We start from the raw sequence: 12126 nt of genomic DNA on the forward strand, positions 1-12126 counted from the left end.
AGAATACACGTGTGAGCGAGTCGCCAACACCTAACAGCATATCTCAAGAACCAGTAAATATCCTATTTAGCCCTCAATCAGTTGCCAAAAAAGACGTTTGGGAAATTGATTTAATTCAAATTTTAAACTTGTTGATAAAAATTCTTGAAAAATCAGGTAAGAAAGACCTCAAAGTAGCAGGAATGGCCGCACTTTCTTCATCACTAATTTACAGAATGAAGGTTGAAAGTATTTTTGCATTACAAAGAGCAGCGATGCAGAAAAAACCAATGCATCAAAGAACAGATGTAGATATTGATTTAATAGATATGCCATACAGACATGAATCCACATATCCAGTTTCATTAGATGATTTGCTAGGATTACTTCAGAATCTAATCGGTACAATTGCAAATCCCCAATCAAGAAGAAACAGACAAGTAGAGATAGAACCAATTGAGGCACCTGACTTTCAGGAATATTTTATTTCACTTGAAAGTATAATTGGAAAATATGAAGACTTGGTAATGAAAAAAATTGCAGATGCAGGATACGGATTACTTCAGAATATAATTTCAGAGCTTGACTCTGTTGATTCAATCAGATGCTTTTTTGCAATATTGTTTTTGGCAAGAGACCAAAAAGTAGACTTGGAGCAGTTTGAAGACGATATCAAGATTACGATGATAAAAGAAGTATAGCTCATTTTGACAAGCATTTACTTTAACAAATGATCAGTTTTTGTGCCTAGAAAATCACTAAATTCTAAACTCAGGTCAATCTTCAATATTTACGATCAGAAAAATCTACACTCAGACAAAAAAATACACAAAACTCATGAAATCACATCTAGAAAGTAAATCACCCAGATTCAAACTCACCATAAAAGAAGATATGGAATCAAGTAAATTTGGAATATTTTAGTCAGTGTAAGAGATAGTTTTCTCAAATAAGAATATGTTGATAAGATAGGATCATATTTTTTAATAGTAAAAACTAATGAAATAATGGAAGATTATAAGAGTTTTTTAGAAGATTTGATGACATCGAACAAAAATGTGAGATTGTCAGCTATTTGCAATTTAGATGGCCAATTATTATTTCAAAAATGTCGTGATGATAGCAGACAGTTGTTTTCCTTAGAAGAAACAAAAAAACAATTGAATCATGAAAATCACATGCATCTAACCGCAGGATTGGATCTAGTTTAAAGTGCTTTTCTCAGGCAGTCATTAATCACTGCTGAAAAGCTTACGGACTTTTCAGTGTCTCGTATCTTCTTTGCCTGAAGCATCCTTATTTTTTTGTCAAGGTCATCGTCTATCATTACTGTTACCCTTTTTGCCATGTCTAGAGTCTGCTGCTAAATTATTAAACACATCCTGCCAAAAATGGAAACTCCAAAAAAATAATTTTACAATAATAGTTCTTTGTAATATTTCTCAAAAATAATTCTAAAGATTCAATCCATACGATTCTGCAATTTCCATGAATCTCCTAATGATTCCAGATATTCTCTTCCTTTGGATGTGTCAATGAACTGTTCGAAGAATTAACAAACTGATCAAAAATGAAGAAAGGGTTTCTTTAACTATATTTTGTAGGAATAGACGAGTAATTGGCCAAAATCGATAATATTGACGAAGCAACAGCAAGAGTTGAGGCGGCACTCTATTCAGCAGGCAGACCACTACGAATAGAAGACATTATCAAAGCCTCAGGCACAGAGTCAAGGACAAAAACACTAGATATTCTTCAAAACATAATGAAAAAGACAAAGTCTGCCTTTAAGGCGTTAGAAGTAGTCATACTACCTGACGGATCCTATGTTATGCAGTTAAAACCAGAGTACAGTGCTACAGTCAAAAGATATGCTTCAAAACCAGTTCTTCCAAATGCTACCCTCAAGACATTATCATACATTGCATATCAACAGCCAATATCATCAAAGCAACTTGTCGAAGTTAGAGGTTCGGGTGTTTATGCACATCTAAAAGAGCTTAGACAATTAGATTACATTAGTCATCAAAATGTTGGGCGAATCAAAATTTACACCACAACAGAAAAGTTTCAAAAATATTTTGGAATTCAAGGAGATGTAGAAGATCTAAAACAAAGATTATTCTCAAAAGTAAGAAAGACTGCAAGTACAAGACATACAAATCCCCCACCTCAAATGGTAACAGAAGTAAACTAGGATTTTTTACTTTAAGGCTAATTTTTTGCGTTTTGTATAAATTAGAGTGATTCAGACAAGTTTTCGTGAGAAAATCAGTAGAGAATCTAGCAACCAGTAAAACAACTGGAGGAAGAAGACATCCACTTAGAATTAGACGAAAGTATGAAACTGATAGATATCCAAATGAAGCTGAAACAGGAGCTCAAGTAACAATAACAAGAGCAGTCCGTGGAAAAAATAGAAAAACAGCTGTTAAAACAATTGATTTTGTTAACCTTGCAACAGGAGATGCTAAAGTAAAGAAAACAAAAATTCTCAAAGTATTAGATAATGCAACAAACAATGATTACAAAAGACGTGGCATCATTACAAAAGGTGCAATATTAGAAACACAGGAAGGAAAGTGTAGAGTAGTTTCCAAACCAGGACAGAACGGAATAGTAAACGCAATTTTAGTAAAGGAATAAAATGAAAGATTACGAACATGTCGTAATCTGGTTGGATTATTTCAACAAGAATTTAAAAAAATCAAAAGGTAGAAGACTAGGATTAGACAAATGTGTTTTTGATCCTTCATTAAAAGAATTAATGGATGCAACAAAATCTGCAGGATTTGAAATAACAGAATCCGATGACAAAGTACGATTCCCAAAAAGACCATTTGTTAGATCAGGGTATGTTGTTTTGCCAAAAGGATCCTCTAAGACAAAAATTCTTAACAAAATTTCCGAAAAACTTGTTGCAAAAAGGTCCAAACAATCAAAATAAAATCAAATCTAGCTCTTAGCTAAAGTAAAGTTGACAGAAGTCTATGATAAGAATATCATGATTAGTGTTTTTAATTGCAGGAGGTAGGCGAAATAATGCACCTAGCCGGTAGTGGCAGGGTAATCATTCAACTATCAAACAAATTAGTTGAAGGACAGATACTCTGCGACGAGAAGGGAACTAGAGTTGCAAAAGTAATGGAATTGATTGGTCCAGTAAGAAGACCATTTGCATCGGCAACGCCGTTGACAAACAACATCAAAAAATACATTGGCAAAAGTGTTTTCGCAACTGAACATTCTCCTGACAATTCAAAGAAAAAATTTAGGAGAAGAAAAAAATGAACATACTAGAAAAACAAAACTGTCCTGAATGTCAAGCAACAGTAGTTAATGACATGCAGAACGGAGAAATAATCTGCTCTGGCTGTGGTGTAGTAGTTGCAGATCAAGTAGCAGATTATGGTCCAGAAACAATAAGTTCGAATCTTGAAGACAAAATGAAATTAGCAAGAGCGACCGGACAAACAACTTATTCCCAACATGATTTGGGAATTACAACTGAGATAGCAATTAGTACAAAGGACTTTAGTGGAAAAACAATCAACCACGAAGTCGCAAACCAAATGCATAATCTCAGAAAGTGGCAACAAAGAGTAAGAGTATCCTCACCAAAAGAAAGACGACTTGCAAATGTTTTAACAAAAATGGGCGAAACATGTGATGGTCTAGGTCTATCAAAAAATGTGTTGGAGACTGCTTCTATGATATACAGAAACTTGGATGGACATGTTGATGTGAAGGGAAAGTCAGTAGTAAGCATTACAGCTGCTACAATTTACATGGCATGCAAACAATGTGATGTAGTAAGATCGTTAGAAGAAATTATTCGAGGAATATGTCCGCCAAAAGACGTAAAATCAAAAACAAAACTTGCAGCAAGATACTATAGAACCATGGTAATGGAAATGGGACAATTAACTGCCCCAGTAGTGACCATGGACAAATACATCTCAAAGATAGCAAACATGACACAAACTGAGGTAAGAGTCGAAAGATTAGCCTTGGAAATTGCAGAGAAAACTAAAGACAGCAGTATTGCAGATGGGAAAGCCCCAAATGGAATTGCTGCAGCATATCTGTATGTGTCATCAGTCCTGCTTGGACAAAGCGTACTCCAAAGAGACGTTTCAAGTATTGCAGGAGTAACTGAAGTTACTATCAGAAATAGATGTAAAGAGATTCTAACAAATTACAAACTCAAAATTACTTTGAGACCATCTCTGGCCAAATACTAACATCCCCCCCTCTTTTCATTTTATTATCAAAAACGTACGTTAGGATCAGCTAAATTTCGTCGGTATTATATATAGAAACAAAGCATTGCGCAACATGGCAATTCTTGAGATCAAAAACCTTCATGTAACAAGAGAAGGAAAAGAGATTCTCAAAGGTGTTAATTTGAAAACAGGTCCTGGAGAAGTTCATGCCATTATGGGACCAAACGGTTCAGGAAAGAGTACATTAGCTTACACATTACTTGCACACCCAAAATACGAAGTTACACAAGGAGATATTTTGTTAGATGGTGAAAGCATTTTAGAATTAACAGCAGATGAAAGAGCAAAGAAGGGATTATTCTTAGGATTTCAATACCCAACAGAGGTTGCAGGTGTTGGATTTTCTCACTTTCTTAGAACAGCTTACAATTCTCTAAGTAAAGCACTTGAAGGTGATGACAGAGAAGTGTTCATCACAGTAAGAGAATTCCAGAAATATCTCAAAGAGAATTTAGAAAAAGTTGGACTAAAAGAAGAATTTCTTTCAAGATATCTTAATGAAGGATTTTCTGGAGGAGAGAAGAAGAGAGCAGAAGTTTTGCAAATGGCAGTACTAAAACCAAAAATCTCCATTTTAGACGAACCAGATTCGGGTTTAGATATTGATGCAGTTCAAGCAGTTGCAAAAGCAATCAGTCAAGTTTCAGGTAAAGATGCAACAGTAATTGTCATTACCCACTATGCAAGAATTTTAAAATTCTTAGACAAACTAGACTTTGTCCATGTATTTGCAAGAGGTCAAGTTCTCAAAACTGGTGATGCATCACTTGCAGACAAACTCGAATCAGAAGGATATGATTGGGTTTTAGAGCAAACAGCATAATCAAACTAATAGAAATTTCACAATAGAAAATCTAGTTTTTATTTAAATAGGGTTTTCAAATTCTACAAAACATGTCAGAGAACAATGAACAATATTATTTCAATTTCTCATTTTTCAAAGTTGATCCAAAGTGGAGATGGATGGCAGACTTGGCAAAAGAAGAATCTGCAAAAGAGGTAGAAAATATTTTAAAAAATTCAGGTATAAAATATAGATCATATTCGAATTTAGGACTAAGAGACGATGCAGATTTTCTATTATGGTTTGTCGCAAATTCATTAGAAGAAATTCAAAAGGCCATAGAAAAAATATACAAAACTGTTTTTGGAAAATATATCATTCCATCAAGAACATATCTATCATGTTCAAGACCATCAATATATGTAAAAGGACAAGGAAAGGAGCACGGATTCATCACAGGAATGGAACCAAAGAAACATGTTATAGTTTATCCATTTACAAAAACTAGAGAATGGTATCTCCTACCTCAAGAGAAAAGACAAGAGATAATGGATGAACATATTGAAGTGAGTAAGAAGTATCCACAAATTATCCTAAACACAACATACTCGTTTGGAATACATGATGAGGATTTCATGTTAGCATTTGAGGTAGACAATGTCAGAGACTTTCAAGATTTGATAATGGATTTGAGAGAGACTCAGGTGTCATCATACGTAAAAAATGACATTCCCATGATTGTGTGTGTCAAAAAGGATATTGTACCATTGATTTCCAGTTTAGGTTAACAACTTTTTAAAAAGGTCAATATCACGTGTGCAAATTTTGGATAAACATAAATGATGAAATTAAAGATCTGGAAATAGTTTAGGAGTAAGTTGAAATGAATTACAATAAACTAGGAAAATCAGATATCAAAGTATCAGAGTTAGGATTTGGTGCATGGTCTATTGCATTAGATTGGTGGGGTAAAAAAATAGAAGAAGATGAAGCAAAAAGAATGCTAAAAAAAGCATATGATTTGGGAATTAACTTTTTTGAAACTGGTGACATGTATGGAAAGGGTAAAAGTGAGAAATTAATCGGTGAAGTTTTCAAGGATATGAGAGAGGAAATTGTAATATCAACAAAATACGGCTATGATTTTTCAGAAGTAGAACAAATTGGTCATAGTGAGTTACCACAAAAATTTGATGAAGACTTTACAAGAAAAGCATTAAGAAACAGTTTAGAAAGATTACAAACAGATCATGTAGATATGTACGGATTACATAATCCAAAATTAAAACATATTAGAGATAATTCAATTTTTAATGTACTTGATAGTTTTATTGCAGATGGAAGTATCAAAACATATCAAGTTGCATTAGGTCCAGCAATTGGTTGGACACAAGAGGGTCTTGAGGCAATGGAAAGACCAAATGTTAGTGCAGTTCAAACAGTTTACAATATTTTAGAACAAACACCAGGAAATGAATTGATGAGAAAAGCTGTAGAAAAAGATGTTGGTATTTTAGTCAGAGTTCCAGAAGCATCAGGAATTTTAACTGGAAAAGTAAATGCAGAAACTAAAATTGATGAAAAAGATCATAGATCAGTCAGAAAAGGAGAATGGATTAAAGCATCATTGCAAAAAGTTGAACAGTTAAGACCAATTGCAGAAAAAAACGATTTGACAATTACAGAATTAGCAATGAAATTTATTATGACAAAGAAAGGATTTGCATCAGTATTTCCCACAGTGATTAGTGAAGATGAAATTGTAAATTATGTTGAAATGACAAAAGGTCAATACATTTCGGCATCAGATATGAAAGAAATTGAAGAATTGTATAATACATGGCCTGAATATGAATTAAAAGCAACACCTCAAGCAAATTAATTTGCAGATGAATTCTTCAATAGATTCTCAAAAAACCCTAGAAGTCATTGAACGAATGAAGCTTGCCAAAATTGGAGAGTATAAGAAATGGGAATCAATTATTAAAAAAATAAAAAATGATGTGCCACTAAACCAAGGAGAATTAGAATACTATACTAATCTCACGAGAATTTACAAAGATTCCACAATTACAAGTAGAAGTAAGGTTTACCATACAAAACTATCAGAAGAAGACGAGAAACCTCCATGCAAAAAATGTGGCGAGGATTCAGCATTTTATTGCAACATGAATGATCAATATTTCTGCACAAAACATGTCGTTGGACATGATGAAAATGAGATTTAAGATGCAGTGACTGCTTCTTCTAATGAAAACGAGTTCTCTACAAAATATTCTACACGTGTTTTTTTGAATTCACGAGAACTAAAAAGAATTCTATAATCATCAACATTGATTTGTTTTTGAATTGTTTTTGCCATTTCATTTGCCTCATCATGGGTTTTACAATGAATCATTGAAAAAACATTGTAAGGCCAATCAGGATAAGTAGGCCTTTCATAACAATGACTTACTTGAGGAAATGCACCAAGTTGGGCTCCAACGTCAGATATTTTTTCTTCAGGAACTTTCCATACAATCATTCCATTTGCAGTAAAGCCGACTTGTCTATGTCTTAGAATTGCAGCAAAACGTCGCATCACTCCAATTTCTTCATAATACTTCATCTTTTCAAACAATTCATTTTCTGAAATTCCGAGATTGTTAGCTGCCTTTACAAATGGCTTATCAATTATGTCCATATCTTTTTGTAATTCACGAATGAAATCTTTGTCTTGTTCAGTAGGTTCAAATTTTACATTTTTAATTTCTTTTTTCTCCTCAGTTGGTGCAACATCATGTTTCTTTTCATCAACCATGTCAAGTTTCACACCAATCTTGAATAATTGTAACGTAGGAAGCATTCTAACTTTTTTAATTCCTTTTAATACATTGAATTTCTCAAGCTCAGTTTTTAGATCAGAACCAGGAGGAACTGCCAAAGTAAACCAAAGATTGAATTGGTGATCACGCTCATAATTATGACTAACACCGGGATGTCTGTTTATTTGACTTGCAACATATTCCAATTTGTCATGTTCAATTTCCATTGCAACTAGTGAGCTAGTATAACCAAGTTTTCGCGTATCAAAAATTGCACTAAGCTGTCTTAGTACACCAATCTCTTTTAGTTGCTTTAGACGCTCTTTAACAATCTCAGGAGTAGTATCAAATTTTTTTGCAATTTCATCAAAGGGTCTTGTAACTAATGGGAATGTCCACTGAATTTCATTAAGAAGTTCTTTGTCCAATTCATCCATAGATGTCAACAAAACAATGACCCTTTCATTCAATTAAAAATGTAGCTAGGTAAACACGCTGAAATTTTTAATACATAAATAGAAATCGAAGGCTTTTTGATCGATGATAGTAAATCTAAACATTCAGGGAAAAACAGTAATTGTTATTGGGGGAGGAAGTGAGGCACAAAAAAGAATCAATTCCTTGATAAAAGAAAAATGCAATATTACAGTAATCAGTGATAAAGTAAATTCACAAATTAGCAAATTCGTAAAATCAAAAAAATTCAATTAAAAAAACAAAAAATTGAAAATACAAAATTCATTTCAGAATACAAACCAGACATCATAATAACTACAACCAATGACAAAAAACTTAATCAAAAAATCATTAATGCTGGAAAAAAGAAGAAAATAGTAACTTACAGTTCAGATAACCCTGAAGAAAGTGACTTCTCAAATCCATCCATAGTTGATTTTGAGAAAATAATCCAGATAGCAATTTTTACAGGAGGTCAAAGCCCTGCAATGTCAAAAAAACTCAAAAGAAAATCAGAAGAGGTATTTAGAAAAGTCATTACAAAAGAAGACATTGATCAAATTAAAATTCAAAAGATCGCAAGAGAGATGGCAAAAAGGAGTATTACAACACCAGTACAAAGAAGAGCATGCCTTCAAAGTATCATGAATGACAAGGAGATTGATCAATTAATAAAAGACGGCCAGATGAAAAAAGCTGAGAAGCGAGCCATTACAATATTGAGGAATTGGAAATGAATCAAAATATCATTAATGCACGTGTGACTTTTCGTAATTCACCAATCCATATTTTAGAACAATTTACAATAAAAGACATTGAAACTGCATATGAGCAATTCAAAAAGCATTCAGGATTAGATGAGTGCGTCATTATTCAAACATGTAATAGAATTGAATTGTTTGGAAAATCAAAAAATCAGGAATTTGATAAAATAAAAAAGACGTGGGCATCACTTGCAGGACTAGAAGAACAAGTTTTTGATGAAAATATGGAGATTGAAGAAAATCAAAAAGCACTACACCATCTATTAAAGTTAACATCAGGACTAGATTCCATGGTATTAGGAGAAGAACAAATCCTGGGCCAAATTAAAAATTCCATTACATCAGCTAGAGAAACAAAAGCATCAGGTCAACATCTCAACACATTATTTGACAAAGCAATTAGAATAGGTACTAGAATTAGAAATTCTAGCGGAATTGGCAAGGGCGGGATTTCAGTTGGCTCAATGGCAGTTAAACTTGCAGAAGAAAACATTGATGAATTAAAAACAAAGAAAACTTTGCTTATAGGAACTGGCGAAGTATCTACATTAGTTGCAAAGTCATTACAGAGGCGAGGATATTCATTTGATGTAACCAGCAGAACTCTTAGTAGATCAAAAACATTTTGTGAAACAATGGGTGGAAATCCAATTAAGTTCGAACATGTTCTTTCAGGGTTTGATAATTATGATGTAATATTTGTAGCAACAACTGCGCCATATTTTCTTGTAACATATGAAAGAATTACAGAAGCAATGAAAGATAAAGACAAAGGAATAATGATTTTGGATTTATCAAATCCACGAACAGTAGATGAAAAAGTTGCAACTATTGGAGGAGTGAAACTGATGAACTTGGATCAAATTGCAGAAATGGTAGAAAAAAACATGAATGCAAGATTAAACAAGGTAAAAACCGTTGAAAATATAATTAACGAAGAAGTATCGGTATTAGAAGCCTCGATGAAAAGACTAGATGCCGAACCGCTTGTAAAAGATGTTTTCAAGAACATAGATTCACTTAGAGAAAAAGAGCTCCAAAAGGCACTCCAAATGCTTGATGAAAAAGATGAGAAAAAGATCAAGATTATTGATGAATTAACAAAAGCAGTAGTAGAAAGTATTGTTTCAACTCCAATGAACAATATCAGAAAGGCATCTGAACAAGGCAAGCCTGATGTTGTGGATTTGGCAAGTAAACTCTTTGACTACAAAAAACAAGAAGAGGCAGACTAGGATTATATTTTACCCAAAGAGAATTTCTAGTATGTCATTTCCAACTAGACGTCTACGCAGATTAAGAACATCAGACAAAATGAGAGAGTTAGTCCAACAAACTACACTTTCTCCAAAGGATTTCATTTGTCCAGTATTTGTTCAAGAAGATCTAAAGACTAGAACCAAAGTCGAATCAATGACAGAGATTGAAAGACTGCCATTAGATGATGTTAATGATGAGGTTGGAACAATTAGTGATTTAGGCATTCCTGCAATCATGTTATTTGGAATTCCTACTCAAAAAGACGAAGCAGGTACTTCTGCATTTGATGATAACGGAATTGTCCAAAAAGCAATTTCTCAAATTAGAGAAAACTTTGGAGATAAGATGGTGATTATGGCAGATGTATGTCTATGCCAATTTACATCCACCGGACATTGTGGAATCGTTCAAGGAAACAAGATTGATAATGATACTAGTTTAGATACACTTTCAAAAGTTGCCGTTAGTCAAGCAAAGGCAGGTGTAGATACAGTTTCACCTTCGGCAATGATGGATGGTCAAGTTGCAGTAATTAGAAATGCACTTGATGATGAGGGATTCTCAGATGTATCTATAATGTCACATTCAGCTAAACATCGTTCAAACTTTTATTCTCCATTTAGAGATGCAGCAGAATGTGCACCAAAATTTGGTGACAGAAAAACATACCAAGTTCCATATACAAATGCTAGAGAAGCAATGATGGAAGTGGAAACTGATATCAACGAAGGGGTAGACATTGTCATGATAAAACCTGCACTATCATATTTGGATTTGATTGCGGAAACTAGAAGAAGATTCAATGTTCCAGTATCAGCATATAGCGTTTCAGGAGAATATGCATTGGTAAAAGCAGCATCACAATTAGGATATGTAAATGAGAAAGACATGACTGAAGAGATACTGTATTCAATTAAGAGGGCAGGAGCAGACATGATAGTAACTTATTTTGCAAAATCTGCTTCAAGATTTCTACAAGAATCATGAGAAACGACGAACGCTACGAGATTCAAAGAGCATTTGATTTACTCCCACACGTAATAGGCGCAAGCTGGGCAGCAGTTGAATTTAGAATGAGAGGTATCAAAAAACCCTCAAGAGAGGAATTTCGTGAAAAAACTTTAGAATACCTAAAGATGGCAGAGCCAATCTTTGAATCATATCCACCAGACGAAGAATTTGCTGCCATCCGCAAGTATATTGATTTTAGAAAGAATGATGAGTATGAGAAAATAAAATCGGGATTAAACAAAGAGATTGAAAAAAGATACGACAGATATGTAGATTATGGCTAAAACAGCCATTGACAAAGAAATGAAATAAATGTTAAGGCAAACATCAAAGTGTATGAAAAATATTTTAGTTCCATTTGATGGTTCAGGATTCTCTCAAAAGGCATTTGAAAAAGCGTTAGAGATAGCAGAAAAATTTAGTTCACAGATTATAGTTTTAACGGTGTTGCAATCTAAAGTATCAGATTCTGCAGGAATTTCTCTAAAGAGGTTGCAAGAAATTCAGGAGGAAGAGGAAAATGAAGCTTTGGCCATACTAAAGAAATTAGAAGATCAGGCAAGTGCAAAAAACATTTCCTTATCAATGAAAATAATTCACAATCCTTCATCATCAGATGGAATAGTGGCTTTTGCTGCAAACAACAATATTGATTTGATTATAATGGGATCTCAGGGTAAAACAGGTCTTAAAAAGATTGTATTAGGAAGTGTTGCAAGTGGGGTTCTAGCACATACCAAATGTTCTGTTTTAATTACCAAAGGAACAGAGTAATTATTTCA

At 33.6% G+C, this 12126-nt stretch carries 18 protein-coding genes and 1 pseudogene; 17 read left to right on the plus strand and 2 right to left on the minus strand.

The window, feature by feature from the left end:
* Nucleotides 1–11 precede the first annotated feature (11 nt).
* Nucleotides 12–680, plus strand: a complete 669-nt coding sequence (locus NPIRD3C_RS08410) for a chromosome segregation protein ScpA (protein ID WP_148703713.1) — start codon at nt 12–14, stop codon at nt 678–680.
* A gap of 506 nt (nt 681–1186) precedes the next feature.
* Here NPIRD3C_RS08410 and NPIRD3C_RS10725 read toward each other — a convergent pair.
* The gene (locus tag NPIRD3C_RS10725; protein ID WP_182126703.1) at nt 1187–1327 is read right to left on the minus strand and encodes a hypothetical protein; all 141 of its coding nucleotides are present in this window, start codon (nt 1325–1327) and stop codon (nt 1187–1189) included.
* A gap of 270 nt (nt 1328–1597) precedes the next feature.
* On the opposite strand from NPIRD3C_RS10725, the gene scpB reads away from it, so the two are divergent.
* The 9 genes from scpB (at nt 1598) to NPIRD3C_RS08455 (ending at nt 7277) form a co-directional block, all read left to right on the plus strand.
* On the plus strand, nt 1598–2176 hold the full coding sequence (gene scpB, locus NPIRD3C_RS08415) for an SMC-Scp complex subunit ScpB (RefSeq protein ID WP_148703714.1): 579 nt from the start codon (nt 1598–1600) through the stop codon (nt 2174–2176).
* Between the two features lie 65 nt (nt 2177–2241).
* On the plus strand, nt 2242–2625 hold the full coding sequence (locus NPIRD3C_RS08420) for a 30S ribosomal protein S8e (RefSeq protein WP_148703715.1): 384 nt from the start codon (nt 2242–2244) through the stop codon (nt 2623–2625).
* A 1-nt stretch (nt 2626) separates the two neighbouring features.
* Nucleotides 2627–2926 carry a signal recognition particle subunit SRP19/SEC65 family protein gene (locus tag NPIRD3C_RS08425; protein WP_148703716.1) on the plus strand — a complete coding sequence of 100 codons (300 nt, stop codon included), beginning with the start codon at nt 2627–2629 and terminating at the stop codon, nt 2924–2926.
* Between the two features lie 95 nt (nt 2927–3021).
* Complete coding sequence (locus tag NPIRD3C_RS08430) at nt 3022–3270, plus strand: H/ACA ribonucleoprotein complex subunit GAR1 (protein WP_237087648.1); 249 nt, start codon at nt 3022–3024, stop codon at nt 3268–3270.
* A complete protein-coding gene (locus NPIRD3C_RS08435) occupies nt 3267–4223 on the plus strand; it encodes a transcription initiation factor IIB (protein WP_148703718.1) in 957 nt (318 codons plus the stop codon). Before NPIRD3C_RS08430 ends, NPIRD3C_RS08435 begins: the two co-directional genes overlap by 4 nt.
* 94 nt (nt 4224–4317) lie before the next feature.
* Nucleotides 4318–5088: a Fe-S cluster assembly ATPase SufC gene (sufC, locus tag NPIRD3C_RS08440; RefSeq protein ID WP_148703719.1), complete on the plus strand. Its 771-nt coding sequence runs from the start codon at nt 4318–4320 to the stop codon at nt 5086–5088.
* A 71-nt stretch (nt 5089–5159) separates the two neighbouring features.
* A complete protein-coding gene (locus NPIRD3C_RS08445) occupies nt 5160–5837 on the plus strand; it encodes a chlorite dismutase family protein (RefSeq protein WP_148703720.1) in 678 nt (225 codons plus the stop codon).
* Nucleotides 5838–5932: 95 nt separating this feature from the next.
* A complete protein-coding gene (locus NPIRD3C_RS08450; protein WP_148703721.1) occupies nt 5933–6931 on the plus strand; it encodes an aldo/keto reductase in 999 nt (332 codons plus the stop codon).
* Between the two features lie 7 nt (nt 6932–6938).
* The gene (locus tag NPIRD3C_RS08455; RefSeq protein WP_148703722.1) at nt 6939–7277 is read left to right on the plus strand and encodes a hypothetical protein; all 339 of its coding nucleotides are present in this window, start codon (nt 6939–6941) and stop codon (nt 7275–7277) included.
* Here NPIRD3C_RS08455 and ahbA read toward each other — a convergent pair.
* A complete protein-coding gene (gene ahbA / locus NPIRD3C_RS08460) occupies nt 7274–8290 on the minus strand; it encodes a siroheme decarboxylase subunit alpha (protein ID WP_148703723.1) in 1017 nt (338 codons plus the stop codon). The genes NPIRD3C_RS08455 and ahbA overlap by 4 nt on opposite strands.
* A 103-nt stretch (nt 8291–8393) precedes the next feature.
* Here ahbA and NPIRD3C_RS10925 point away from each other — a divergent pair, with 103 nt between their 5' ends.
* The 7 genes and pseudogenes from NPIRD3C_RS10925 (at nt 8394) to NPIRD3C_RS08485 (ending at nt 12118) form a co-directional block, all read left to right on the plus strand.
* Nucleotides 8394–8564, plus strand: coding sequence for an NAD(P)-dependent oxidoreductase (locus NPIRD3C_RS10925; protein ID WP_250634635.1), 171 nt, complete (start codon nt 8394–8396; stop codon nt 8562–8564).
* A 29-nt stretch (nt 8565–8593) separates the two neighbouring features.
* A pseudogene (locus NPIRD3C_RS10930) lies at nt 8594–8677 on the plus strand (bifunctional precorrin-2 dehydrogenase/sirohydrochlorin ferrochelatase); the annotation flags it as partial.
* Between the two features lie 120 nt (nt 8678–8797).
* Nucleotides 8798–9046 carry a hypothetical protein gene (locus NPIRD3C_RS10895; RefSeq protein ID WP_237087763.1) on the plus strand — a complete coding sequence of 83 codons (249 nt, stop codon included), beginning with the start codon at nt 8798–8800 and terminating at the stop codon, nt 9044–9046.
* Nucleotides 9043–10308, plus strand: a complete 1266-nt coding sequence (hemA, locus tag NPIRD3C_RS08470; RefSeq protein ID WP_148703724.1) for a glutamyl-tRNA reductase — start codon at nt 9043–9045, stop codon at nt 10306–10308. The genes NPIRD3C_RS10895 and hemA overlap by 4 nt, the downstream gene beginning before the upstream one ends.
* 31 nt (nt 10309–10339) lie before the next feature.
* Complete coding sequence (gene hemB / locus NPIRD3C_RS08475; RefSeq protein ID WP_148703725.1) at nt 10340–11320, plus strand: porphobilinogen synthase; 981 nt, start codon at nt 10340–10342, stop codon at nt 11318–11320.
* Nucleotides 11317–11628, plus strand: a complete 312-nt coding sequence (locus NPIRD3C_RS08480) for a hypothetical protein (RefSeq protein ID WP_148703726.1) — start codon at nt 11317–11319, stop codon at nt 11626–11628. Before hemB ends, NPIRD3C_RS08480 begins: the two co-directional genes overlap by 4 nt.
* A gap of 52 nt (nt 11629–11680) precedes the next feature.
* Nucleotides 11681–12118 (plus strand): universal stress protein, encoded by a 438-nt coding sequence (locus NPIRD3C_RS08485; protein WP_148703727.1) that lies wholly within the window; start codon nt 11681–11683, stop codon nt 12116–12118.
* The last annotated feature ends 8 nt before the right edge of the window (nt 12119–12126 follow it).

The organism is Nitrosopumilus piranensis (assembly GCF_000875775.1).
In the GTDB taxonomy this organism is placed as follows: domain Archaea; phylum Thermoproteota; class Nitrososphaeria; order Nitrososphaerales; family Nitrosopumilaceae; genus Nitrosopumilus; species Nitrosopumilus piranensis.

Coding starts and splice junctions, on each gene's coding strand:
- NPIRD3C_RS10725 (WP_182126703.1), bottom strand. CDS start 1,327: ATGGCAAAAAGGGTAACAGTAATGATAGACGATGACCTTGACAAAAAA.
- NPIRD3C_RS08425 (WP_148703716.1), top strand. CDS start 2,627: ATGAAAGATTACGAACATGTCGTAATCTGGTTGGATTATTTCAACAAG.
- NPIRD3C_RS08430 (WP_237087648.1), top strand. CDS start 3,022: ATGCACCTAGCCGGTAGTGGCAGGGTAATCATTCAACTATCAAACAAA.
- NPIRD3C_RS08435 (WP_148703718.1), top strand. CDS start 3,267: ATGAACATACTAGAAAAACAAAACTGTCCTGAATGTCAAGCAACAGTA.
- sufC (WP_148703719.1), top strand. CDS start 4,318: ATGGCAATTCTTGAGATCAAAAACCTTCATGTAACAAGAGAAGGAAAA.
- NPIRD3C_RS08445 (WP_148703720.1), top strand. CDS start 5,160: ATGTCAGAGAACAATGAACAATATTATTTCAATTTCTCATTTTTCAAA.
- NPIRD3C_RS08450 (WP_148703721.1), top strand. CDS start 5,933: ATGAATTACAATAAACTAGGAAAATCAGATATCAAAGTATCAGAGTTA.
- NPIRD3C_RS08455 (WP_148703722.1), top strand. CDS start 6,939: ATGAATTCTTCAATAGATTCTCAAAAAACCCTAGAAGTCATTGAACGA.
- ahbA (WP_148703723.1), bottom strand. CDS start 8,290: ATGGATGAATTGGACAAAGAACTTCTTAATGAAATTCAGTGGACATTC.
- NPIRD3C_RS10925 (WP_250634635.1), top strand. CDS start 8,394: ATGATAGTAAATCTAAACATTCAGGGAAAAACAGTAATTGTTATTGGG.
- NPIRD3C_RS10895 (WP_237087763.1), top strand. CDS start 8,798: ATGTCAAAAAAACTCAAAAGAAAATCAGAAGAGGTATTTAGAAAAGTC.
- hemA (WP_148703724.1), top strand. CDS start 9,043: ATGAATCAAAATATCATTAATGCACGTGTGACTTTTCGTAATTCACCA.
- hemB (WP_148703725.1), top strand. CDS start 10,340: ATGTCATTTCCAACTAGACGTCTACGCAGATTAAGAACATCAGACAAA.
- NPIRD3C_RS08480 (WP_148703726.1), top strand. CDS start 11,317: ATGAGAAACGACGAACGCTACGAGATTCAAAGAGCATTTGATTTACTC.
- NPIRD3C_RS08485 (WP_148703727.1), top strand. CDS start 11,681: ATGAAAAATATTTTAGTTCCATTTGATGGTTCAGGATTCTCTCAAAAG.